Genomic DNA, 21,893 nt, shown 5'->3' with positions numbered 1-21,893 from the left:
CGCTGAAAGGAGGTGACGACGTGACCATGCAAGCCATACCCTATGTAAAAGCCATCTCGACGCGGCTTTTGGCCGGAATTCCGGTTTTCCTCCTCGTCACCTTTGGTGCGACAGCCCTGTCCAGCCTTGCACCGGGATCACCGGCGCAATTAATATTGGGCGATAATGCCACGGCTGAACAGGTGGCAGCCCTCAACCAGACCTATGGCTATGACCTGCCTGTGTGGGAACGCTATCTGAAATGGCTTGGCGATCTGTTTCACGGTGATCTTGGGCAAACCTTGTTTTCCCAGCAGCCGGTGCTGCGCGTCGTGATGGATCGCGCTGCTGTCACCTTTGAAATCGCAGCCCTTGCCATGCTGGTGTCCATGCTTGGCATCCCGCTTGCCATGTTCACCGCAAGCCATCCCGGCAAGCTCACAGACCGGGCCTTGCGCTCTTTGGCCTCCGTGGTGCTGGCCGTTCCAACGTTTGTGATTGTGGTGCTGTTGAGCTACCTGTTTGCCATCGTGCTGCGCTGGCTGCCTGCAACGGGTTGGGTCAATTTCTCTGAAAATCCGCTGGCCAATCTGTGGTATGTGGCCCTTCCAGTGCTGTGCCTCAGCCTGCACCAGACGGCCTATCTCTACCGTGTCGCCCGCAATGAATTCATCACCACCCTTCAGGAGGATTTCATTCAGGTGGCGCGGGCCAAGGGCCTGCCGCTTGGCTATATCCTGTTTCGCCACGTGCTGCGCCCATCCATGCCGCAGATTCTTACCGTGATGGGCCTGTCGCTCACCTATATGCTGGCGGGTTCCTTCGTAGTTGAGAGCTATTTTGCCGTACCGGGCATTGGCTGGACTGTGCTCACGGCGGTCAAAAGCCACGATATTCCGCTGGTGCAGGCGATTTTGTCGCTCACTGTCGTGGTCTTCGTCACCATCTTCATGCTGGTGGATATCGGCTATGCCATCATTGATCCACGGGTTAATGTCACATGAGCACGCCCGGCACTCCTTCACCATCAATGGCAGATAAGAACAGCGACCTGAGCGCGATTGTGCGAGCCAATATGCCATGGTCAGCCAGATTGCGGTTGCCGGGCGCAAGCCCCTTTGAGCTGGTTGCGCTCGGCTTTCTGATCCTGCTGGTGCTGACCGCGATTTTTGTCAATTTCATTCCGGGACTTGTCAGCCCCAGATTCCCCTACGGCGACTTTTCCCAGCCACCCGAATGGTCACTGAATGGGTTGCTGGGAACCGATGATATTGGCCGCAGCATCCTGTCGCGCGTGCTCTATGGGGCGCGGGCATCCTTGATGATTGTCGGCGTCTCCACCTGTATTTCCGTCTCCGCTGGCCTGCTGCTGGGCATGCTCGCAGGCTTCTATCGCGGCATTTTTGAGCGCATGGTTGATCTCTACGCCAACACAATGTCGGCTCTGCCGTCCATTCTGGTGGTGCTGGCTTTTGTCACCGCCACCGGGCCCTCAGTGCTGACGATTATGCTCACCCTTGGCATTCTCGATATCGGCACCTATGCCCGCGTTGCCAAAGCGGGTGTGATTTCCCAGAGCAACCGGGATTATGTTCTCGCCGCCCGCGCCATGGGGGCAAGAGATAGCCGGATTCTGCTGAAGGAAATTCTGCCCAATCTGGTCCCGGCGCTTACCGCCGTCATGCCCACCCTGATGGCGGGCCTGATCATCACCGAAGGTTCCTTGAGCTTTCTTGGCTACGGCATTCCAGCCCCGGCCCCTAGTTGGGGCGGCATGATTGCCAGCTCCACCGATCTGTTGAGCCGCTTTCCGCTGCTGATCCTTGGTCCCGTGATGGCCATTGTGCTGACAGTCTATGCGCTGAACACCGTGGGGGATTATTTCGCCCAGCGTCTCAACAGCCGCGAGAGGGAGAGCTGATATGGCCAGTGACATCAGCCAACTTCCCATCCTGTCGTGCGAGCGCATGTCCTGTACAATAGCGGCAAAACCAACCCCCTTGCAGGTGCTGCACGATATCAATTTCTCTGTCCCCCGGCGCGCAACACTGGGCATTGTCGGTGAGTCCGGTGCTGGAAAATCCATGTTGATCAAATCCATCATGGGCATTGCACCAACACCTGTGCGGGTTGAAGGGCGCATTATTCTGGATGGAATTGATCTCTCAACCTTGAAGCCCAAAGCCCGCAGCCAGATGATTGGCCGCAAGGTTGGCATCGTCTTTCAAAATCCGATGACCTCGCTCAATCCCTTTGCTGCCATTGGACGGCAGATTGAAGAAGCAGGCCGGTTTCATCTGGGCCTCAGCCGGTCGCAGGCGCAGGAACGGGCCATTGAGCTTTTGACGGTGGTTGGCATTGCCGACGCCATGGATTGCTACGGATATTTCCCGCACCAATTCTCCGGTGGCATGAAGCAACGCATCATGATTGCCACGGCCTTGATGTGCCATCCCGATCTGCTGATTGCCGATGAAGCCACCACCGCCCTTGATGTGACCGTGCAAAAGGAAGTTCTCGATCTTTTGCAAATCCTTCAGGAAGAGCGGCAGATGTCGATGATTCTGGTCTCCCATAATCTGGGCGTTGTGGCTGGGCGTACCGATACCATTCTGGTGCTCTACGGTGGCCATATCGTGGAAACGGGGCCGACAGCAGAGGTGTTTCGCAATCCGCGCCATCCCTATACCGGGGCACTGCTTTCGGCCATGCCAAGGATGGACCAGCCAGCCCATGCGCGGCTGCACACTATTCCCGGCCAGCCGCCCAGCCTTGCCAATCAGCCAAAGGGGTGTCCGTTTGCACCGCGTTGTCCGTCCGCGCAGGGGCCTTGCCATGACACCATGCCGCCAATGACCACGGATGGTGATCATCACTTTGCCTGTCATTTTCCGCTGAACGACACCTCTGCCTTGCGGGAGGTTTCCCATGGTTGATCCGCTGTTGAACGTCTCCGGCCTGTCCGTCGATTTTTCGCGTGGGGCTAAGATGATGAAGGCCGTTGATAACGTGTCTTTCTCCTTGGCACCGGGCGAAACATTGGGCTTAGTCGGCGAAAGCGGTAGTGGCAAAACCACCATCGGCCGCGCGCTGCTCAGGCTCTTGCCGCAGGCCGACACGCAATGGTCTGGTGCTGTAGACTATCAAGGCGCTGACCTTGCCAAGCTCTCCAGCGGAGACATGCGGCGCATGCGCGGCAAGCTGCAAATGATCTTTCAAGACCCGCTCTCCTCCTTCAATCCACGTCGCCGGGTTGAGGATATTGTGGCCGAAGGGTTGGTAATTCAGGGCGTTGCAAGGCCTGAGCGCGACAGACGCGTGCGTGCCGCGCTCAAGGATGTGGGCTTTGATTTGGATGCTGTTGCGGGCCGCACCCCGCATCAGTTCTCCGGCGGCCAGTGCCAGCGTATCGCTATTGCCCGGGCACTGGCCGTGGAACCGGAACTGATTGTCTGCGACGAGCCCGTGGCGTCACTGGATGTTTCGGTTCAGGCGCAAGTGATCAACCTGTTGCAGGACATCCGCGAAACCCGAAAGCTTGCGCTGATCTTCATCTCTCATGATCTGGCCGTGGTGAAGAATGTCAGCGACCGCGTGGCGGTGCTTTATCGCGGCAGGATCGTTGAGATCGGCTTGGGTGAGGCGATCTATGCGCTCCCGGCCCATCCCTATACGCGAACGTTGCTGGAGGCGGTGCCCGTCGTTGATGCCAGCAGGAAAGTGACGCCAGAGCGCAAGCGTATGGAAGTGCCATCCAGAAACCAGCCGCTCAGTGGCTGCGCTTTTAGGACCCGATGCCCGCGTGCCACGGAGCTTTGCACCAATAAAGAGCCGGTGCTGCGTTTGGCACTTCGGGGGCAGATGGTTGCCTGTCACCACCCGCATGATCAACCGGTATCAGTATCAGCATGAGGTGGCGGTGATGAAAAATGCTGATGATTTTGCAAACAATGCCTGGACAGCCATGTGCAATCTCTATCGCGCACCGAAAGTCGCGCAGTTTTGTGTTCGCTTGCAGGATGCTTACGGCATTGATGTGCCGCTGTTGTTGCTGCTGTTTTATGCCGATCAGCAAGGAATCGGCACGGATATCCAAGATTTGAATGCATTCCTGACGGATGCGGCTTCATGGCGTGAGGATGTTGTGAAGCCGCTGCGGACCATACGTCAGGGCATGAAGGGCCGCTACACGGAGCATGATGAGGTTCAGCTCCGTGAGACGGTCAAGGCACTGGAATTGCGGGCGGAACAAGTACACGTCTCACGCCTCGCCCGCAGTTTTATGTCCCATGCAAAACCAACAGATGAGAGCCAGGCAACCGAAACCTATTTGAAAAGCTGCGGTGTGCCTGAGGGGCAGCGTGGGGCAGCGCTTCTGTTTTTTCAAGCCGCTGCCCATGGCGCACATATTCAAAATCATGACCAAGGAAGAAGGCTGCTATGAGTGATTTCGACAGAGTGGTGCGCGGAACCCTCGTGACTGAGGACGGGATCACTGAAAATGGCTTTGTGGCCATCCGCGACGGTATCATCGCAGCCCTCGGAAGCGGTTCTGCTCCAGCAGCCAGAGAGGTTGATGATTTCGGCGAGGCCCTGATTTTGCCCGGTATCATTGATGGACAGGTTCATTCCCGCTCGCAAAAAGATCAGGAGGATTTTATCTGGTCCACCCGGTCCGCTGCGGCAGGTGGCGTCACCACAATCGTCGATATGCCCTATGACGCAGGCGGAAAATTGATCTGCACGGCAGAGCTTTTGACAGAAAAGGCCGAAAGTGCTGCCGAACAGGCCCGTGTGGATTTTGCGCTCTACGGAACCATTCGCCCCTCTGATGGCCCAAAGCATATTGCTGAGATGGCAGATGCCGGGGCCGCTGGCTTCAAGTTTTCAACCTTCGAGACCGATCCAAACCGTTTTCCGCGCATTCCAACGCCACTGCTCTATGCGGCTTTTGCTGAAGTCGCCAAGACCGGGTTGATTGCCGGTGTTCACAACGAAAATGACGAATGCGTCAAGGTGTGGAGCGAGGCGGTGAAGGCCACAGGCCGCACTGATTATTTGACCCACGGAGAAAGCCGCCCGCCGATTGCCGAAACACTGGCCATCGCCGAAGTTTACGAGATTGCAGCCGCCACTGCATGCCCGGCCCATATTGTCCATTGCTCGGTTGGGCGCGGTTATGAGCTGGCGCAAGCCTACCGTGCTCAAGGCGTAGACGCGACCATTGAGGCCTGCATCCATTACCTCGTTTGCAGTGAAGAAGAAGACGTGTCGCGTCTGCTGGGTCGCGCAAAATGCAATCCGCCCATTCGATCCGCCAAAGAGCGCGAGAAGCTCTGGCAGCATTTGGCCGCGGGCCATATCACCATCGTTTCCACCGATCATGTATCATGGAGCCTTGCGGCAAAATCCTCACAGGTGATGTTGGAAAATTCTTCCGGCATGCCGGGTCTTGAAGTGCTCTCCAGCCTGCTGCTGGACGGGCTGACAGATCGTGGCCTGCCACTCACCTTTGCAGCAAAACTGCTGAGCGGCAATCCGGCCCGGCTGTTTCGCCTGACGGCGCAAAAAGGCGCGCTGGCTATAGGGCTGGATGCCGATATTGCCGTCTTTGCAGAGCGGCCAAGAATTTACGATGCGACGGCCAGCGGCCATAACGTGGTGGGTTGGAGCCCCTATGAGGGCAAGCGTATCCGCCACACGGCCATTGCAACCTTCCTGCGCGGCCAGATGATTTATGACGGCAAGGATGTTCTGGCAGCACCCGGAACGGGCCGCTTTATCAAGCCCACCCGCGCCCTATCAAAAGTGGCTTGATCCGATGGCCAATATGCAATCCGTCCCCGCTGTTGACCGCACAAACCTGCAAGCTGATTTTGATGCGCTGGCAGCCCTCACAGAGCCGGGCCGCCCTTGGACACGCCGCTCTTTCACGCCCCTGTTTCTTGACGGCCGCGCTTATCTCAAAATCCGCTTTGCGGAAGAAGGTCTGAGTGTTCGTCTGGATGCCGCTGGCAATCTGATCGGACGATGGGAGGGCGCTCAACTTGATGCGCCCGTGTTGATGACTGGCTCGCACAGCGACACCGTGCCCAGCGGCGGGCGGTTCGATGGTGTGGCCGGTGTATTATCCGGGCTTGCAGCCATTCGGGCGCTGCGGCTTGCCGGTTATAGGCCGCAACACCCCATTGAACTGGTCGATTTCCTTGCCGAAGAACCAAGTGATTGGGGCCTATCCTGCATCGGCAGCCGCGGTATGGCGGGGGCCTTGACCGACCATCATCTTGCTTTGCTTGGGCCCAATGACGAACCATTGCGCGAGGCGATAGACCGGATTGGCGGCAATGTCTCACAGCTTTCCAGCGCCCGCCGTGAAGACATTTCCAGCTATCTGGAAATCCACATCGAACAAGGGCCGGTGCTGGAGGCAAAGCACATCCCGATTGGCGTTGTGACCGCCATTGCCGGTATTGGGCGTGTCAAAGTGCGTTTTGAGGGCATCGCGGGCCATGCCGGGACCTCGCCCATGGATATGCGGGCTGATGCGGCTTTGGCCATGGCGCGGTTTGCGCTCTCCGTTCGGGATGCAGCTTGTGCCGTGCAGGACAAAGGGCATTTTACCGCCACCATCGGCGTGCTCACCATTGAACCGGGCGGGGCCAATGTGGTGCCGGGCGCATCCGAGGCCATCGTTGATATCCGTGCCGAGGATGATGGCATGATGGATAGGTTCATCGAGGCGCTGGAAGGGCTGGCCAGCAAGGCGGCTACTGATGAAAAATGCCAGGTTGCACTGTTTGAGCGCTTGAGCAAGACGCGGGCCGTTGCCTGCGATCCCTCGCTCAGAAGCATTTTGGAAAGCGCTGCCAGCGATCTCAATTTGCCAACCCTGTCTCTTGCCTCTGGTGCAGGCCATGATGCGGCGTTTATGGCCCAGATCACCAAATCCGCAATGATCTTTGTGCCGTCGCGCGATGGCAAAAGCCACACCCCAGATGAGTGGACGGATAACGAAGCCATCGCGCTTGCCGCCGATGTGCTCGTTCGCGCCCTTGTCCATCTGGATAGCAACACGCCTTAACCTCTGACGCTGCGGTGCCAGATCAATGCCTATTTTCAAATGAAGGACTGACCTATGACAACGATCATACTGGACGGCGACAGCCTCACCATCAAGCAAACGGTGCAGATTGCACGAGAAAATGCACAGGTCGAGATTGGAGCCGCTGCAAGGGCCGAAATCGTCAAAAAGCGCGCCTACATCGAAGAAAACTGGCTGACGGAAAATGCGCCACCCACCTATGGCTTCAACACCGGCGTCGGCAAACTCAAGGATTACAAGATCAATCAGGCCGATAATGAGCAGTTTCAGCTCAACATCGTGCTGTCCCATTGCTCCGGCATTGGCGAACCGGCATCTGAGGAAATCGTTCGCGCCATGATGGCCGTGCGGATCAACGCCTTTTGTGTTGGCGTGTCGGGCCTGCGCATTGAGGTGGTTGATCGGCTTGTACAGATGCTCAACAGCGGCGTTCATCCGGTGGTGCCGATCCAAGGCTCTGTTGGGGCCTCCGGTGACTTGGCACCGCTTGCCCATATGGTGTCTGTGCTGATCGGTTATGAGGATGCGGAAGCAATCTACAAGGGTGAACGCATGTCTGCCCCCAAGGCGCTTGAACTGGCAGGCATCAGCCCGGTATCTTTTGAGCTGAAGGCCAAGGATTGTTTGGCGCTCATCAACGGCAACAGCCTTTGCGCGGGCATGGGCGCATTGACACTGAATGATGCCGAAGAACTGATGAAAACCGCAGATGCCATCGGCGCACTCAGCCTTGAAGCCATCCGTGGTGAACAGGCGGCGTTTGATGCCCGTATTCACGAAGTTCGTAAGCAGCCGGGCCAAATACTGACGGCTGAAAACATCCGCCGCATGGTTGAGGGTTCTCGCCGGGCCTCAGAGTCAGCCCGTGCCGTTCATCTCGAAGATGATATCCTGCACCCGACCTATCACCCGCGCGTGCAGGACCAATATTCCTTCCGCTGCTTGCCGCAAGTGCACGGCAGTTGCCGTGACCAGCTTGAACATGCCAAAACAGTGCTGACGCGTGAGTTGAATGCCGCCACCGACAATCCACTGGTGTTCTGGAATGAAAACGGTGCCTTGGAATTCCTCTCTGGCGGCAATTTCCATTGCGAGCCGATTGCCTTTGCCATGGATCTTCTCGCCATCGCACTGATTGAAATCGGCAATATTTCCGAGCGTCGCCTGTTTGCCCTGTGTGACACCACGCTGAATTATGGTCTGCCGCCAAACCTGGCTGGAAAGCCCATCGGGCTTAACTATGGATACGGAATTATCTCCACAGCCGCCGCCGCTGTCGCTTCAGAAAACAAGACCTTAGCCTTCCCATCTGTCGCCGATACCATTCCCACCAAAAGCAGTCAGGAAGACCATGTCTCCATGGCCGCATGGTCGTGCCGCAAGGCGCAGCAGGTGTTGGATAACCTGCCGAAAATTATTGGCGTTGAATGCCTGTTGGCCACCAAGGCAATTTTCCTCACCCGCCATGCACTGGGCAGCTTCAAGCTCGGACGTGGCACACAACCACTTTATGATGCGCTGGCCGCCGTCATCCCGCTACAGGACGGAGATGGCTATATGCAAAAGCAGATCAAACCAGCCTTTGCCATGGTCACCGAGCGCAAGGTTTTGAATGTGGTCGAAACCGCCATTGGCCCTCTTCGCTGAAAGTCAAAAGCCAGGGATGGAGCTCCATGGGGTTGGAACAACAATAGTCTGAAATCATGCGCGGCCCTTATCAACCAAAGAGAGTTACGGCGGATTTGATAGCAATTCCGCCGTATAGCACTCCTGCTCATCTGATAGCCGACAGGTTAACTTTACGGTGATCATTCACCGGCATGACATTCGTCATGCCGGTGAATGAGAACTATATCCCCAATCAAGTTTAAGGTTATTGGTTATGGAATTGGATCGAACTTCAATTCGCTCAGTTTCACAACCTTGTCGGTGCGGGTCATTTTATATTCGGTGTCCGGGCCAAGCCATTTGTTCCAGATTTTGTTGATTTCGCCATCCGCATCAAGTGCGCGCAGCGTATCGTTGATCTTGGCGGTCAGGGCTGGCTCGTCCTTTTTCATGCCAACACCGATGGGCTGATAGAGCATCGGATCATCGATCATCCGCATCTTCTTGCCCTTGGTCTGGGATTCGTTGACGAATTTTGTGGTGGTCATGGTGTTGGCAACCATGCCTTCAGCCTTGCCCTGCTGAACGGCGAGATAGGCCGATGCCGTATCCTGAAACGTCAACGGGTCGGACTTGTTGAGCTTGATCGACATCTCGGATGTAGAACCCTTGGTGGAGGCCAAACGCTTGCCGGAGAAATCGGCCTTGGTCTTGCCGGCAGTGTCAGCAGGAACAATCAGCATTTCCTTGGCAAGGTAGTAAGGATCGCTGAATTGAATCTGCTCGGCGCGGCTCAGGGTGTAAGCGAGATTGGCAACGGTAATGTCTACGCGGCCAAGCTTGACTTCTGGCACGCGGGCTTCGACTGATACCGGCTTGATTTCGGCCTTCACGCCCAGTTTGGCTGCAATGGCGTTGCACAGATCAACGTCAAAGCCAGCCATTTCGCGGGTTTTTGGGTCTGGAGAGGCAAAGGGAGGAACATCCGCGAAGGTGGCGCAACGCAGGGTCTTGGCGGCCATGATATCGGCCAGCTGATCGGCGCTTGCTGGGGCTGCAATGGCGGTGGTGGCGACAAGCGCCAGACCTAGAGTGATGCATTTCATGTTCATTGCTGTTCTCCTTGGTTATTATTGTGGTGATTTGGTCCTGTTTGCCCGTTTCCGAGATCACGTCTTAGTGGCGCAGTTCTGAGAGAAAACGCTGGGCGCGAGGATGGGTTGGATTGGTGAAGAAGGTTTCCGGCGGGGCCATTTCCAGAATTTGCCCGGCATCGATAAACCAGATGTGGTCGGCCACATCGCGGGCAAAGCCCATTTCATGGGTCACGCACATCATGGTCATGCCGTCGGCGGCAAGGCTTTTCATCACCGCCAAGACTTCGCCGACCATTTCCGGGTCCAGCGCGCTGGTTGGCTCATCAAACAGCATCACCGGCGGCTCCATGGCAAGCGCGCGGGCAATGGCCACGCGCTGCTGCTGGCCACCAGACAATTGCGCCGGATAGGCATTTGCTTTGTCGGCAAGGCCAACCCGGTCCAGCAACCGAATGGCCTTATCATGGGCCACATCCGGGGCCACGCCTTTGACCCGCACGGGTGACATGGCGACGTTATCGACAACGGACAGGTGTGGAAACAGGTTAAAGCTTTGGAACACAAAGCCAATCTGGCTACGCAAAGCATTGAGCTGCTTTGTGCGCATCGGCACATGCACTTCCTGCCCCTCGAAGGAGATCGAGCCGCTGCTGATTTCTTCAAGGCGATTTATGGTGCGGATCAGCGTTGATTTGCCCGATCCAGACGGCCCGCAAATCACCACAACCTCGCCCCGGTTGACATGGGCATCAATGCCTTTTAGCACCTCGTAATTGCCATAGCTCTTGCGAACCTTGGACAGCGTGATGGTTTGCTGCTTTTCAATGGCTGGCTTGGATAAGGGCATAGCTTCTACTCCGAGACAAGTTTGGACGTGATACTGGGGGCGTCTTCACCTTTACCGGACAGACCGGCGCGGCGGCGCGATATGCTGCCCTCTAACCGTTTGGCGGCATGGGTCAGGCTCCAGCAAATCACGTAATAGATCAGGGCAAGGATCAGGTAGACCTGAAACGGCTGGGTCAGCAGGTCATTGTTGACCTGATTGGCGGCAAAGGTCAGATCCGGCACATTGATGACAGAACCGAGTGTCGTGTCCTTAATGGTTGAGACGAAGGTGGACAGGATGCTGGGGATGACATTGTACAGCGCCTGCGGCAAAACCACGTAGCGCATGGCGCTGGGATAGCTGTGGCCAAGGGCCTTCGCGGCTTCCATCTGTCCATGGCCCAGCGCAACAATGCCGCTTCGCACAACTTCACTGAGAAAGCAGCTTTGGTACACGACCAGCGTGGTGAGCATGGTGACAAAGCTTGGCACATCGGCACCCGTGAGCAGCGGCACCAGAAAATAGCACCACAAAATCAGCATCAGCAACGGCACACCGCGTGTGACATACACGAGGAAGGTGACCGGCCAGCGCAGCGTGCGCCATTTGGACATGCGCGCAAGGGCCAGAAGAATGCTGAGTGGAAAGGCCAGCGCAATGCTGAAAACTGACAGGATAAGCGTATTGGCAAGACCACCGAGCGGACCATTGGGATATTGGCCGATCAACAGCAACAACCAATAATCCTGCACAATCTTGATGATGTCATGGATCATGAGCGGACACCCCTTGCATGATCAACGCGCCATGACAGATAGGCACCGCCTGCCATGATCAGCAGAGAAAAGAACAGATACAGCACCGTGCCAATCAGGTAGCTCTCAAAGGTTCTGAAGGTGATGTTTTCAATTTCTTTCACCGCATGGGTAAGTTCTGACGCACCAACAACAATCGCAAGACTGCTGTTTTTGAACAGCGAAACCGTATGGTTGATCAGGGGCGGCAACGCATTGCGGACGCCTTGAGGGATCATCACATAGCGCATGGCCGAGATGTAGCCGTGGCCCAAGGCACGAGCAGCTTCCATCTGGCCGGGGCTGATCGAGCGCAGGCCGGAGCGCAGGTCTTCGCTGAAGTACGCCGCCTGGCACAGGCCAAGACCGATAACCGCAAAGATGGCTTCGGCGTTATGATTGACAAGCCAAGCGCTGAGGCCACTTGGCATCAGGGTGAAAATGCCGAAATACCACAGTACTAGCTGCACCAGTGTTGGCACATTGCGATGGTAGGAGACGTAAGCCGTTACAATGCCATTGCCGATACCACCCGGCGAAAACCGCAGAGCCAGCAGCAAAACCGCAAGTGTCATCGCCAGCATCCATGAGCCAATGGCGATAATGAAGGTCATCTCAATGCCGTGCAACAGCATGGAGACATAGTCTGGATTGCCGAGAATTGCTGAGAGATCGAACCCCTTCAAGGCTTCCGCTCCTCCGGCTTTGCCGTCTGCAATCCGCCCATCACCTGAAGGGTGGGGGTGATTTCCATATGGCCGATGTTAACGGCAATGGGTGCGGCAATGGCAAAGGCAATGGCATCGGCAATGTCGGACGCTTGCGGCAATTCAAAGCCATCAATAAAGCGCTCGCGCACTGAAGGATCATCACCGTGGACATGGGTGAAAATATCGGTTGCAACGCGGCCGGGGCAGATTTCCGTGACACGCACCCGCTTGCCAAAGACATCAATGCGCAACTGGTTGGACAGCATGCTGACACCTGCTTTAGTTGCGTGATAGGAGGAGTTTCCACCGAAATTATACTGTGCGGCAATGGATGAGATGTTGATAACGTGACCACGATCGCGCGCCACCATGCCCGGCACAACCATGCGGCACAGATGCAAAACAGCCCGCAGGTTCACATCCACCAGCAGGTCAATATCGCCGTCTTCGGCTTCGAGAAATTTCTTTGGACGGTCAACACCGGCATTGTTGACGAGAATATCAAATGGAATTTTGGATGTGAGGTCCGCCAGGGCGGCGCGGTCCGTGACGTCAATCACATGGGCAATGCAGCCGGTTTTCTCGGAAAGCTGCTTGAGAAGATCACCACTTCTGGCAACAGCATGCACTTCAACATTCTCAGCGCACAGCCGCTCCACAATAGCGGCTCCGATCCCGGAGGATGCGCCAGTGACAAGCGCAGTTTTGTAATCCGAAAATGGCATCTGACGTCCTCTTTTGTTCTTGGGAAAGACTAGCGAAGCTTTAGTCTGAGCGATAATGCCGATTATATGTGGAGTGATAAGCCTATCTTATGAGCTTGGTGGCAATTGCCCAAAAACTGGTCGTCATGATCGGACAACCCGCCTATGTCAGCTCAGAACCTTGTTTTATCCATTTACGGCGTGACGGCTGCTGCATAGTGTGAAGGCTTGACCCCATAGAATTCGAGTTTACTACCCCCATGGATATCAGGCGCTTCAAGTCATTCATCGTGATTGTTGATACAGGCAGCATCACCCGCGCTGCCGATATTTTGCATATCGCCCAGCCCGCCTTGAGCCAGCAGCTTGCCTCGCTGGAAGAGCATTTTGGCACAAAGCTTTTGCTGCGCAGCCAGCAAGGCGTGGTGATGACCGATGCGGGGGCGCAAGTTTATCGCCACGCGCAGATGATTCTGCGGCAGATGGATCAGGCCCATGCCGATGTGCTGGCGGCAGGCAAGCATCTGGCCGGGCGCGTCTCGGTGGGGCTGGCACCGTTCAGCAGTGCGGCAACGCTGTCGTTTGAACTGCTGGCGGAAACACGCAGGCTCTATCCGGGCGTTGTGCTGCATTTGACGGAAAGTGTGGGGCAGGCCTATAGCCAGATGTTGATGAACAACAAGCTGGAAATTGCCCTTATCCATGGCACCGGGCCAATGAAGGGCGTTCACTTCGATCCGCTGTTGCGCGAAGATTTCTTTCTGGTGGCCCATGAGGATTTTGGCATAGAGGTGGATGACAAACCGCTCTCGGTTGCCAATCTGGAAGAGGTGCCGTTCCTGCTGCCGCCGCCCTATAATTTCGTACGTCGAGCGGTGGACATGGCCTTTGCCCGTAGCCGTACCAAGCTGAACGTGATTGGTGAAGTGGAGGTTATTCGCACCCTGACACGCGCCGTGAGTGGCGGGGTTGGCGCAACCATCATGCCCAAGGCGGTTGCCGATCGCATCACCGCAGAGGCCAGCAGCCAAATCATCTGCCGCACCCTCTCGCCGCAGATTGAAGAAACGCTGTCTCTCTGCGTGTCGGAACACGCGCAATTGTCAGATTCAGCCTTGGCCGTGCGGGATATTTTGCTGCGATTGACGCGGCAGTTGAAGGTTTAAGAGACGTCCACAGCAGCAACGATACCATTGCTGCTGTGGTGTTTTGTCTTTATGCGTCACCCAATCTTATAGATCTTCGGCGGTGCCCAAAGCTGTGAGCCACTGACCTCTGGGGCGGGAACGTAGACACGCAGGATGAGGAAGAATGTTGCTGTTTCTCCAGAACCAGTGTCGCTCGGTGTTTGTAGCCAGTAAACACCGTCGCCAAGATTTTCCGGTTGCTCGTTTTGCAACAGGATGGTGAGATTTCCATTTGCATCGCGAGATTGATATTTTGGATCGGTGCTGTTGACCGTATAGGCTATCGAACCAGGCACAAGATTATACGTGTTATCGTAGAGGGTGACCGACCAGAAACCGTTAAAGCCTGACACAATGGGTGGAAAGCCATCACCATGGGTGTCGAACGTCAACTTGTATTGGGACTGCGCTGAGAGTTGCTCTCCCGTCTCGTCATTCCATGTGTTAATGTAGACGGCTTGGGTGGCGTCATTCGCTACAATGCCCGACAGCGCTTGAAGCGCTGAGCGGGTGATGTAATCGGCCTTGTCTCCGGCACGACCAAGATCAAGTGGCGGATAATTCCACTGGTTTATCTCTTTGCCACGTCCTTGAGACATTTGCTTGAGCAGGCTGAGACCGTCTTCGGCGGCGCGCCGTAACCCTTTCAGGGTGGCGTTTGATTGCGCACCTAAATGCTGGTTTGGTCCTATGCCGATGGTGGCAAACAGATTGATCAGGGCCTGTTGTTCTGGCGCGGGATAAATTCCGGGTGGATTGGCCGTCATCGCCCGATTCATGGTTTCCCAGGCGCCGTCAGGATTGTTGAAGTCGAACCCGATGGGAACCTGCGCATGCGGCGTGACAGCCGGGGCATCCGGATTTTGCCAATGAGAGAGAGGCGTGAGGCGGTATTGACCTTGCACGGCGTGAGCGGCGTCGAGATCTTCCGTTGTGCTGTTGTTAACGCCTGTTCTGCCGAGCATGAAGGCGATAGGCGTTTGGCAACGTGCCAATACGTCCAATACGTCATCCGGCACAGTGCCGGACCAGTCACTCGGCGCGATAAGATAGTTGCCGCCATATTTGCCCGTTGCCACCAACCCGACATAGGCGAAATTGTCAGAACTGATACTGGCCAATTCGATGGAATAAAATCGATCTGTCACAGTTGGCACGGTGAGCACCAAAGGGCCGTGCGAGAAATCAAGCCATGCCGTGGAATAAAGCGTGTCGCAATTCGGGCTGCCGCCATCAGATGTCGCGGGCGTGGTCAAATTCGGAGCGTTGAAAATCTGGTTGATTGGAGCCCAGGGAGCCTTTTTGCCGGAGGCTTCCATCAGTTTCTGGCCACCCTCACTGGTCCATAGCCAGCACAGTTGCGTCAGATAAATCCAGGGAAAGCCCCAGATATAGGCCTGAATGCCAAGGCCATAGGCGTAATCCTCGTGCCATGGCTGATCGGCGGGCCGATTGGTTGCCTCAACGGATTGAACATTAGCGATGGAGCCATCAAGATGAGGTTTTAGCAGGTCCAGATGATGATTCAGTGCCATTGGCGTATTTCCGTTTAGGTTGATTTAAGATAAGATTGCACACTTTAAACGGGAAAAATACTGGGTGTAATTGGGGGTAAAGCAACGACGCCTCGGGTAACGTCGTTTGTTCACACGGTGACGGCCATCAATCGATTGATACGAAGAACAAGAGAGCGTTTCCGGCTTCCACGAAAAGGCTCTCTTCATCTCTCTTGATGATGGCGCTGTTAGAGCATCGTACAGAAAAACGGAATCAGAACAATGCTCTAAGTTTTTGTTTGTGCATCGGATTTATCCGAAAACCGGTTCTCACTTTTCGGTCCGATGCTGTAGAGGAGATTTCTTGATATCCTTTTATGTGCCGCTATCCCGATTACTTCATATCCTTGCAGAATTGCGCAATCCGGTCACAACCCGCTGTGAGGCGTTCCATGCTGGTGGCATAGGAAATGCGGAAGAAGGGGCTCATGCCATAGGCAGCACCTTGAACCGTGGCAACGTGCTGCTCATCTATCAGGGCCGAGACGAAATCTGTGTCGTTTTCAATCTTTCGACCACCCTTGGTGGTTTTACCAATCAGGCCCGCAATGCTGGGGAAGATGTAAAACGCACCTTCAGGCGTATGGGCCCGCAAGCCATCAATCTCGGCGAGGCGCGACAGAACATAGTCACGACGGCCCTTGTAGATATTGGCGCGTTCTTTCAGCAAATCCTGCGGACCATCCAGAACAGCCATCGCCGCAGCCTGGGTGATGGTGGATGTGCCGCCCGCGTTCTGGCCGTTGACGTTGCTGATCGCCTTGATCAGATCCTTCGGGCCACCGCAATAGCCAAGACGCCAGCCGGTCATGGCATAGGCCTTTGAGGCACCGTTCACCGTCAGCACGCGGTCATATAGGCGGGGTTCAACTTCGGCGATGGTGCAGAATTCAAAGCCGTCGTAGATCAGGTGTTCGTAAATATCGTCGGTCATGATCCAGACATCGGGATGACGCAGCATGACTTCGGCAATCTCAGCCATATCCTTGCGCGAGCAGGCGGCACCTGTGGGATTGTTGGGGAAGTTCAAAAACAGCCATTTGGTTTTCGGCGTAATCGCCGCCTCAAGGTCTTCGGCGCGCAGCTTGAAACCATTCTGCTGCGGGCATTCCACCGGAACAGGCACGCCGCCTGCAAAGCGGACGATATCGGCATAGCTGATCCACGATGGGGTGGGGATCACCACCTCATCGCCGGGATTGCAGGTGGCCATCACCGCATTGAAAATCACCTGCTTGCCACCGCCTGCGACAACAATCTGGCTTGGGTCATAGTCCAAGCCGTTTTCGCGCTTGAATTTGCGGGAAATCGCAGCCCGCAAGGCAGCAGTGCCATCCAGCGGCGGATATTTGGTGTCACCAGCCAGCGCTGCCGCATGCGCAGCTTCAATGGCGTGAGCGGGAGTGGCAAAATCCGGCTCGCCGGATGACAGGGACACAACGTCAATGCCTTTTGCTGCAAGTTCGCGGGCACGCTGCGTCATGGCTGCGGAAGCGGAAACCGCGACATTCTTGAGACGGTCGGCAATCATGGGCATGGTCTAGACTTTCGAGGGTTGTGATGAAGGTTTCAAAATCGTTGGATGTCAGGCAATCACGTCGCGGGCAGGCGCGAGGGTGGCACCCATGGCTTCAATTTCGCTGCGCACAATCTTGGCGAGTTCCAGAGAACCCGGCGTATCGCTGTGAACAAGAATGGAGCGGGCGGGCATGGCAATGGCTTGGCCGTCGATGGTGGTGACGGTTGCTGTTTCAAGGAATTGTTTGACGCGGGCACGCACCGCCATTTCTTCCTTGATGACCGAGTTGGCCACTCCGCGCGGCACAAGCGCACCCTTGGCATCATAGGCGCGGTCGGACAGAAACAGCGTCAGCGTCTTCAATCCGCAACGCAGCGCCGAGCGCTCAATCTCCGAGCCGGACATGCAAAACACAATCATCTCAGGGGCCACGGTTTTCACCGCTGTCAGCACCAGATCGCACAGGGCCGGGTCGTGATTAACCCGATTGCCCATGGCAGCATGGAAGCTGATGTGATCAACGGTAAGCCCTTCGCTGGCGGCAATCGCGCTCAAGGCACCCAATTGATAAAGCACCTGTGCCCGAAGTTCTTCTGCTGACACCGGCATGTCGCGGCGGCCAAAACCAACCCGGTCAGGAAAGCCGGGATGTGCGCCAATGCCAACGCCACGAGCCTTGGCCAGCCGCACCATGCGCAGCATCATCTCGGGGTCTCCTGCATGAAAACCACAAGCGATATTGGCCGAGGACACAACATCCATCAACGCTTCATCGTCACACAGGCGGTAAGGACCAAAGCCTTCGCCCATATCGGAATTGAGATCAATTTTCATATCTGTCCCCAAATCTAGCGCTTGGTCATGGTGGCGAGGGCGTCGGTCAACAGCGGCACGGTGTGTCGGATATCGGCCAGATAGGCTGCCATTGCCTGTTCTGCGGCTTTCGCTTCCGACAAAGTAGATTGAACAAAGCGGATACGGCTGCCAATGCGGGCTTGGCCCAAACGCCAGAGATCAATGTCAATCACGCCCGCCATCTTGGGATAACCGCCTGCGGTATTGGCATCACTCATCTGAATGATCGGCTCGCCAGCGGGCGGCACCTGCACCACGCCTGTGACCACGCCATGGGAGCGCATTTCAACATGTTCCTTGAGCTTCACCGGAGTGCCAGACAGACGATAGCCGGTGCGGTCGCTCTGGGAGGAGATTTTCCAATCCTGCGCCCAGAACTGCATCGATTCTTCGCCAAACCAATCATGCTCACCTGCTGGCAGGGCACGGATGGGCAAAATGCCATTCTCAACCGCTGGAAAATGATCTTGCAACGCCACCTCTGGCGGCATCACCCCAAAACCGGATGATGGAATAAACGAAGCCTGTGCCTCAACTAAAGCGAGACGATCACCAACCGCCAAAAAACGCCCCTGATAACCGCCAAAAGCACCACGCAGCGAGGTGCTGCGAGACCCCATCACCAGCGGCACATCAATGCCGCCGGAAAAGCATAGATAGGCGCGTGCTGCTTTGGTGGGTGTTTTCAGCTCAAGCTCTTGACCTGCCAAAACTGGAAGCGCCCACCATGGCGGCATGGCTTTGCCATCCAGTGTGGCTGCGCAATCGGCCCCGGTGATGGCGACAAAACCGTCTCTCTCAAACCGCAGCCGAAAGGGAAATGTCTGGATTTCAAGGCCTGCGGCACTCTCATCATTGCCCAGCATCAGATTGCCAACTTTCAGCGCAACCGGGTCCATCGCGCCGCAGGTGGTGACGCCAATGTTGCGAAACCCAAAACGGCCAAGATCCTGCACCGTGTTGAGGGGGCCGGTGGCGAGAACCTCGATCATAGCTCGATCCTCTCGGCAATAAAGCGCACCGTATCGCCGGGGGCCAGCAAGGCGGGAGATGCCGCCATGGGATCAAACATCGGCATTTCGGCAAAGCCGATGGAGTTCCAGCCATTCGGCCCGGTCAACACGGCAACCCCGGTCTGCATGCCACCGATGGTCAGGCATCCACGCGCCATGTTCAGCGATGGCACGGTTTTGCGCGGCATGTGAATACGGGGGTCAAGTCCATGCAGGTAGCCAAAGCCCGGTGCAGACCCCAGCGCAAACACGGTGTAGGTGCCGGCCGCATGGATCTTTACAATATCGCGATCCGACAGGCCGGAAAGATCACACAGAGCGGGAAGATCAGTGGCATGTTCGCCCCCATAGGTCACGGGGATTTCAACGGTTTTTCCGGTTAAATCCATGCCTTGTGCCGTATTCCATGCTTCAAGCAGACGATGTTTGATGGCCTCGTGATCTTCAGGCGTGTGATGCAGCACCAGCAGCAGATTGGTCATACCCGGCACGGTTTCCTGAACGTCTGGCCAATCCTGAACCATGGCGGATAAGGCCCAGATACGCCGCTGAGACGCCAGATCAAACGCGCCGGGCGCATCCACCACAAAGGCTTTGGTGCCGATGCTAGAGACTTTCGGCATATTCGCTGTGGAGGAAGCAATCACGGCGGAATGTTTCAGGGTTTTCATATACATTGTCGCCATCAGTGTTGCTCGACCAAAAACAGAGGGTCGCCATAGCCAACGAGGGTACCGCTTTTGACCAAGGCTTGGCCGAGAATGCCGTCCTGCGGTGCGGTAACATTCAGTAGTACGGGGCCAATTTTGACAAAGCCGACCGTATCGCCTGCTTTGACCACAGACCCTTCGTTTGACGCTTCATCGGCGCGGGCCGGATGGCGGGTCAGAAAATGCCCAACACTGGGGGACTTAACCGCAACCGCCGCCGCTGTCGGATTGTCCCGCTTTTGGCTTGAGACTTGGGCGGAACCGCCCGCCATCACAATTTTGATCTGCTGATCATCGCGCTCAATGGCGATGGCGCTGACACCAGCTTGCTCCAGCCATGTTGTGAGCGTTGCGATCACATCCGGGCTGGTGAAATCCACGGAGGAACGGGATTTGGAACGAGTGCGTGGTGTCATGCTGCGCTCCGCTTGCTCAACCATGTCTCAAGATGGTGGATATCGGCACCACCGGCGCAAAAGCCCGCATCTTCAAAAATCGCCTTATGCAGGGCGATATTGGTGGTGATTCCATCAATCTTCAGCGTGTCCAGTGCCGTGCGCATGCGCTCAATCGCCTCTTCGCGGGTTGGCGCATGCACAATCAGCTTGGCGATCAGCGAGTCATAATGGGCAGGCACGCTATAGCCTTCCACCACATGGGTATCGACCCGTACACCGTCGCCAGAGGGAAGCTGCAAAGCGGTGATCTTGCCCGGTGATCCCGCAAAGGTGTAAGGGTCTTCGGCATTAATCCGGCATTCAAACGAATGGCCGTTGGTTTGAATATCCGCTTGGGTCAGCAGCAGCGGCAGGCCCAATGCCACGCGCAATTGCTCACAAACAATATCCAGCCCGCTGGTCATCTCGGTCACGGGATGCTCCACCTGAAGGCGGGTGTTCATTTCAATGAAATAGAATTCGCCATTCTCATAGAGAAACTCAAACGTGCCGACGCCGCGATAGCCAATCCGCTGGCAGGCCGCCACGCAACGCGCACCCACAGCGGCAGCAACATCGGCGGGAATGCCCGGTGAAGGCGCTTCTTCCAACACTTTCTGGTGGCGGCGTTGCATGGAGCAATCGCGGTGGCCAAGCCAGACGGCATTGCCGAAGTTGTCGCACAACACCTGAATTTCCACATGGCGTGGCTTTTCAAGAAACTTTTCCATGTAAAGCTCAGGATTGCCAAAAGCCCGCCGCGCTTCCTCACGGGTGACGGAAACGGCATCCGCGAGGGCTGCCGCATCGCGCACAATGCGCATGCCGCGTCCACCGCCGCCGCCTGCGGCCTTGATAATCACTGGATAGCCAATCTTGGCGGCGATCTCGGCAATGTCAGCCATGTCTTCGCCAAGGGCCGTGTCGGGTCCCGGCACGCAAGGCACGCCTGCTTCGATCATTGCCCGTTTGGCAGCAATCTTATCGCCCATAATGCGAATGGCAGAGGCTGATGGGCCAATGAAGGTCAGGCCAGCTTGCTCAACAGCCTCGGCAAAATCAGCGTTTTCTGACAAAAAACCGTAGCCCGGATGCACCGCACCCGCACCAGATGCCCGCATGGCCAGAAGAATTGCGGATTGATTGAGATAGCTGCGCCCCGGCGCAGAAGGCCCAATACAGATGAATTCATCCCCCGTTGCACCATAGGGCGCATCCCGGTCGGCCTCAGAGCAGATCATCACGGTGCGCAGGCCAAGCTCCCGGCAGGCCCGCTGGATGCGCAAGGCAATCTCGCCGCGATTGGCAATCAGAACCGTATCGAAGGGGCGCTTCGTGTCCGATGTCATCCGGCAATCTCCAGCACGGGCTGCCCGGCATCCACCTCTTGGCCGTCCCCAGCAAGGATGCGAACAACCTTGCCTGCACGCTCTGCTGTGATGGTGTTAAACACTTTCATCGCTTCAATGATGAACAGGCTCTGGCCCACCTCCACCTGATCGCCAACCGAAACAAAGGGGTTCGCTCCGGGATTGGGAGCGCGGTGAAAGATGCCAAACACGGGCGAAGACACGGTATCGGCACTGCCACTGGCTGATGGATTTGGTGTCTCCCCCACGCTGTCTTTTTGGCCGATTGCGGCGGCATCCTGGGCCTGTGCGTAATGGGAAATCCGAACTGTCGTGCCGTTTTCGGTGACGCTCAACTGCGAAATGCGCGATTGTCCAACAAAGTCTATGAGCGTCTTGATCTTATCGAGATCCATTCAAACCACCGGCTGTGATAGTGTCATC

General features: G+C 56.3%; 22 protein-coding genes. 9 read left to right on the top strand and 13 right to left on the bottom strand.

Annotated elements, in window-relative coordinates; translation table 11 throughout:
• The first annotated feature begins 26 nt into the window (after positions 1-26).
• From FS819_RS24795 to FS819_RS24760, 8 genes are read left to right on the top strand one after another with little or no spacing between them, the layout of a single operon-like run.
• Positions 27-983: an ABC transporter permease gene (locus FS819_RS24795; RefSeq protein ID WP_156550236.1), complete on the top strand. Its 957-nt coding sequence runs from the start codon at positions 27-29 to the stop codon at positions 981-983.
• A complete protein-coding gene (locus FS819_RS24790; protein WP_156550169.1) occupies positions 980-1,900 on the top strand; it encodes an ABC transporter permease in 921 nt (306 codons plus the stop codon). Before FS819_RS24795 ends, FS819_RS24790 begins: the two co-directional genes overlap by 4 nt.
• A 1-nt stretch (position 1,901) precedes the next feature.
• Positions 1,902-2,915 carry an ABC transporter ATP-binding protein gene (locus FS819_RS24785; RefSeq protein ID WP_156550168.1) on the top strand — a complete coding sequence of 338 codons (1,014 nt, stop codon included), beginning with the start codon at positions 1,902-1,904 and terminating at the stop codon, positions 2,913-2,915.
• Complete coding sequence (locus FS819_RS24780; RefSeq protein WP_156550167.1) at positions 2,908-3,891, top strand: ABC transporter ATP-binding protein; 984 nt, start codon at positions 2,908-2,910, stop codon at positions 3,889-3,891. Before FS819_RS24785 ends, FS819_RS24780 begins: the two co-directional genes overlap by 8 nt.
• Positions 3,845-4,423, top strand: coding sequence for a TIGR02444 family protein (locus FS819_RS24775; protein ID WP_234624808.1), 579 nt, complete (start codon positions 3,845-3,847; stop codon positions 4,421-4,423). Before FS819_RS24780 ends, FS819_RS24775 begins: the two co-directional genes overlap by 47 nt.
• Positions 4,420-5,796 carry a hydantoin-5-propionate amidohydrolase gene (gene ertD / locus FS819_RS24770; RefSeq protein ID WP_156550166.1) on the top strand — a complete coding sequence of 459 codons (1,377 nt, stop codon included), beginning with the start codon at positions 4,420-4,422 and terminating at the stop codon, positions 5,794-5,796. The genes FS819_RS24775 and ertD overlap by 4 nt, the downstream gene beginning before the upstream one ends.
• A gap of 4 nt (positions 5,797-5,800) precedes the next feature.
• Entirely contained in the window at positions 5,801-7,060 is a 1,260-nt protein-coding gene (locus FS819_RS24765; RefSeq protein WP_156550165.1) for a Zn-dependent hydrolase, read from the top strand.
• 54 nt (positions 7,061-7,114) lie between these two features.
• Positions 7,115-8,728, top strand: coding sequence for an HAL/PAL/TAL family ammonia-lyase (locus FS819_RS24760; protein WP_156550164.1), 1,614 nt, complete (start codon positions 7,115-7,117; stop codon positions 8,726-8,728).
• A 233-nt stretch (positions 8,729-8,961) separates the two neighbouring features.
• Here the strand turns inward: FS819_RS24760 and FS819_RS24755 are convergent, their stop codons facing one another.
• The 5 genes from FS819_RS24755 to FS819_RS24735 form a co-directional block, all read right to left on the bottom strand.
• Positions 8,962-9,801, bottom strand: a complete 840-nt coding sequence (locus FS819_RS24755; RefSeq protein ID WP_156550163.1) for an ABC transporter substrate-binding protein — start codon at positions 9,799-9,801, stop codon at positions 8,962-8,964.
• Positions 9,802-9,865: 64 nt separating this feature from the next.
• Positions 9,866-10,633, bottom strand: coding sequence for an amino acid ABC transporter ATP-binding protein (locus tag FS819_RS24750; RefSeq protein ID WP_156550162.1), 768 nt, complete (start codon positions 10,631-10,633; stop codon positions 9,866-9,868).
• Between the two features lie 5 nt (positions 10,634-10,638).
• Positions 10,639-11,391 (bottom strand): amino acid ABC transporter permease, encoded by a 753-nt coding sequence (locus FS819_RS24745; RefSeq protein WP_156550161.1) that lies wholly within the window; start codon positions 11,389-11,391, stop codon positions 10,639-10,641.
• Complete coding sequence (locus FS819_RS24740; protein WP_156550160.1) at positions 11,388-12,095, bottom strand: amino acid ABC transporter permease; 708 nt, start codon at positions 12,093-12,095, stop codon at positions 11,388-11,390. Before FS819_RS24740 ends, FS819_RS24745 begins: the two co-directional genes overlap by 4 nt.
• A complete protein-coding gene (locus tag FS819_RS24735; RefSeq protein WP_156550159.1) occupies positions 12,092-12,844 on the bottom strand; it encodes an SDR family oxidoreductase in 753 nt (250 codons plus the stop codon). Before FS819_RS24735 ends, FS819_RS24740 begins: the two co-directional genes overlap by 4 nt.
• Before the next feature lie 239 nt (positions 12,845-13,083).
• Here FS819_RS24735 and nac point away from each other — a divergent pair, with 239 nt between their 5' ends.
• Positions 13,084-13,989: a nitrogen assimilation transcriptional regulator NAC gene (gene nac / locus FS819_RS24730; RefSeq protein ID WP_156550158.1), complete on the top strand. Its 906-nt coding sequence runs from the start codon at positions 13,084-13,086 to the stop codon at positions 13,987-13,989.
• 56 nt (positions 13,990-14,045) lie between these two features.
• Here the strand turns inward: nac and FS819_RS24725 are convergent, their stop codons facing one another.
• From FS819_RS24725 to FS819_RS24690, 8 genes are all read right to left on the bottom strand, one after another.
• Entirely contained in the window at positions 14,046-15,329 is a 1,284-nt protein-coding gene (locus FS819_RS24725) for a DUF1254 domain-containing protein (protein ID WP_197434158.1), read from the bottom strand.
• 571 nt (positions 15,330-15,900) lie between these two features.
• Positions 15,901-17,103 (bottom strand): pyridoxal phosphate-dependent aminotransferase, encoded by a 1,203-nt coding sequence (locus tag FS819_RS24720; protein ID WP_156550156.1) that lies wholly within the window; start codon positions 17,101-17,103, stop codon positions 15,901-15,903.
• A gap of 48 nt (positions 17,104-17,151) precedes the next feature.
• Positions 17,152-17,919 carry a 5-oxoprolinase subunit PxpA gene (locus FS819_RS24715; RefSeq protein ID WP_156550155.1) on the bottom strand — a complete coding sequence of 256 codons (768 nt, stop codon included), beginning with the start codon at positions 17,917-17,919 and terminating at the stop codon, positions 17,152-17,154.
• A gap of 14 nt (positions 17,920-17,933) precedes the next feature.
• Positions 17,934-18,932, bottom strand: a complete 999-nt coding sequence (locus FS819_RS24710; protein ID WP_156550154.1) for a 5-oxoprolinase subunit C family protein — start codon at positions 18,930-18,932, stop codon at positions 17,934-17,936.
• Positions 18,929-19,630 (bottom strand): 5-oxoprolinase subunit PxpB, encoded by a 702-nt coding sequence (gene pxpB, locus FS819_RS24705; RefSeq protein ID WP_197434162.1) that lies wholly within the window; start codon positions 19,628-19,630, stop codon positions 18,929-18,931. Before pxpB ends, FS819_RS24710 begins: the two co-directional genes overlap by 4 nt.
• An 8-nt stretch (positions 19,631-19,638) precedes the next feature.
• The gene (locus tag FS819_RS24700) at positions 19,639-20,079 is read right to left on the bottom strand and encodes an acetyl-CoA carboxylase biotin carboxyl carrier protein (RefSeq protein WP_156550152.1); all 441 of its coding nucleotides are present in this window, start codon (positions 20,077-20,079) and stop codon (positions 19,639-19,641) included.
• Positions 20,076-21,449: an acetyl-CoA carboxylase biotin carboxylase subunit gene (accC, locus tag FS819_RS24695; protein ID WP_156550151.1), complete on the bottom strand. Its 1,374-nt coding sequence runs from the start codon at positions 21,447-21,449 to the stop codon at positions 20,076-20,078. Before accC ends, FS819_RS24700 begins: the two co-directional genes overlap by 4 nt.
• Entirely contained in the window at positions 21,446-21,865 is a 420-nt protein-coding gene (locus tag FS819_RS24690; RefSeq protein WP_156550150.1) for an acetyl-CoA carboxylase biotin carboxyl carrier protein, read from the bottom strand. Before FS819_RS24690 ends, accC begins: the two co-directional genes overlap by 4 nt.
• Between the last annotated feature and the right edge of the window lie 28 nt (positions 21,866-21,893).

The organism is Allorhizobium sp. Av2 (assembly GCF_021462805.2).
GTDB classification, from domain to species: Bacteria; Pseudomonadota; Alphaproteobacteria; order Rhizobiales; family Rhizobiaceae; genus Allorhizobium; species Allorhizobium vitis_G.
This window is presented reverse-complemented; position numbering and strand designations above follow the sequence as displayed.

Excerpts from the sequence above, each read along its gene's own strand:
- FS819_RS24795 (WP_156550236.1), top strand. The coding sequence starts at position 27 with ATGCAAGCCATACCCTATGTAAAAGCCATCTCGACGCGGCTTTTGGCC.
- FS819_RS24790 (WP_156550169.1), top strand. The coding sequence starts at position 980 with ATGAGCACGCCCGGCACTCCTTCACCATCAATGGCAGATAAGAACAGC.
- FS819_RS24785 (WP_156550168.1), top strand. The coding sequence starts at position 1,902 with ATGGCCAGTGACATCAGCCAACTTCCCATCCTGTCGTGCGAGCGCATG.
- FS819_RS24780 (WP_156550167.1), top strand. The coding sequence starts at position 2,908 with ATGGTTGATCCGCTGTTGAACGTCTCCGGCCTGTCCGTCGATTTTTCG.
- ertD (WP_156550166.1), top strand. The coding sequence starts at position 4,420 with ATGAGTGATTTCGACAGAGTGGTGCGCGGAACCCTCGTGACTGAGGAC.
- FS819_RS24765 (WP_156550165.1), top strand. The coding sequence starts at position 5,801 with ATGGCCAATATGCAATCCGTCCCCGCTGTTGACCGCACAAACCTGCAA.
- FS819_RS24760 (WP_156550164.1), top strand. The coding sequence starts at position 7,115 with ATGACAACGATCATACTGGACGGCGACAGCCTCACCATCAAGCAAACG.
- FS819_RS24755 (WP_156550163.1), bottom strand. The coding sequence starts at position 9,801 with ATGAACATGAAATGCATCACTCTAGGTCTGGCGCTTGTCGCCACCACC.
- FS819_RS24750 (WP_156550162.1), bottom strand. The coding sequence starts at position 10,633 with ATGCCCTTATCCAAGCCAGCCATTGAAAAGCAGCAAACCATCACGCTG.
- FS819_RS24745 (WP_156550161.1), bottom strand. The coding sequence starts at position 11,391 with ATGATCCATGACATCATCAAGATTGTGCAGGATTATTGGTTGTTGCTG.
- FS819_RS24735 (WP_156550159.1), bottom strand. The coding sequence starts at position 12,844 with ATGCCATTTTCGGATTACAAAACTGCGCTTGTCACTGGCGCATCCTCC.
- nac (WP_156550158.1), top strand. The coding sequence starts at position 13,084 with ATGGATATCAGGCGCTTCAAGTCATTCATCGTGATTGTTGATACAGGC.
- FS819_RS24725 (WP_197434158.1), bottom strand. The coding sequence starts at position 15,329 with ATGGAAGCCTCCGGCAAAAAGGCTCCCTGGGCTCCAATCAACCAGATT.
- FS819_RS24720 (WP_156550156.1), bottom strand. The coding sequence starts at position 17,103 with ATGCCCATGATTGCCGACCGTCTCAAGAATGTCGCGGTTTCCGCTTCC.
- FS819_RS24715 (WP_156550155.1), bottom strand. The coding sequence starts at position 17,919 with ATGAAAATTGATCTCAATTCCGATATGGGCGAAGGCTTTGGTCCTTAC.
- FS819_RS24710 (WP_156550154.1), bottom strand. The coding sequence starts at position 18,932 with ATGATCGAGGTTCTCGCCACCGGCCCCCTCAACACGGTGCAGGATCTT.
- pxpB (WP_197434162.1), bottom strand. The coding sequence starts at position 19,630 with ATGTATATGAAAACCCTGAAACATTCCGCCGTGATTGCTTCCTCCACA.
- FS819_RS24700 (WP_156550152.1), bottom strand. The coding sequence starts at position 20,079 with ATGACACCACGCACTCGTTCCAAATCCCGTTCCTCCGTGGATTTCACC.
- accC (WP_156550151.1), bottom strand. The coding sequence starts at position 21,449 with ATGACATCGGACACGAAGCGCCCCTTCGATACGGTTCTGATTGCCAAT.
- FS819_RS24690 (WP_156550150.1), bottom strand. The coding sequence starts at position 21,865 with ATGGATCTCGATAAGATCAAGACGCTCATAGACTTTGTTGGACAATCG.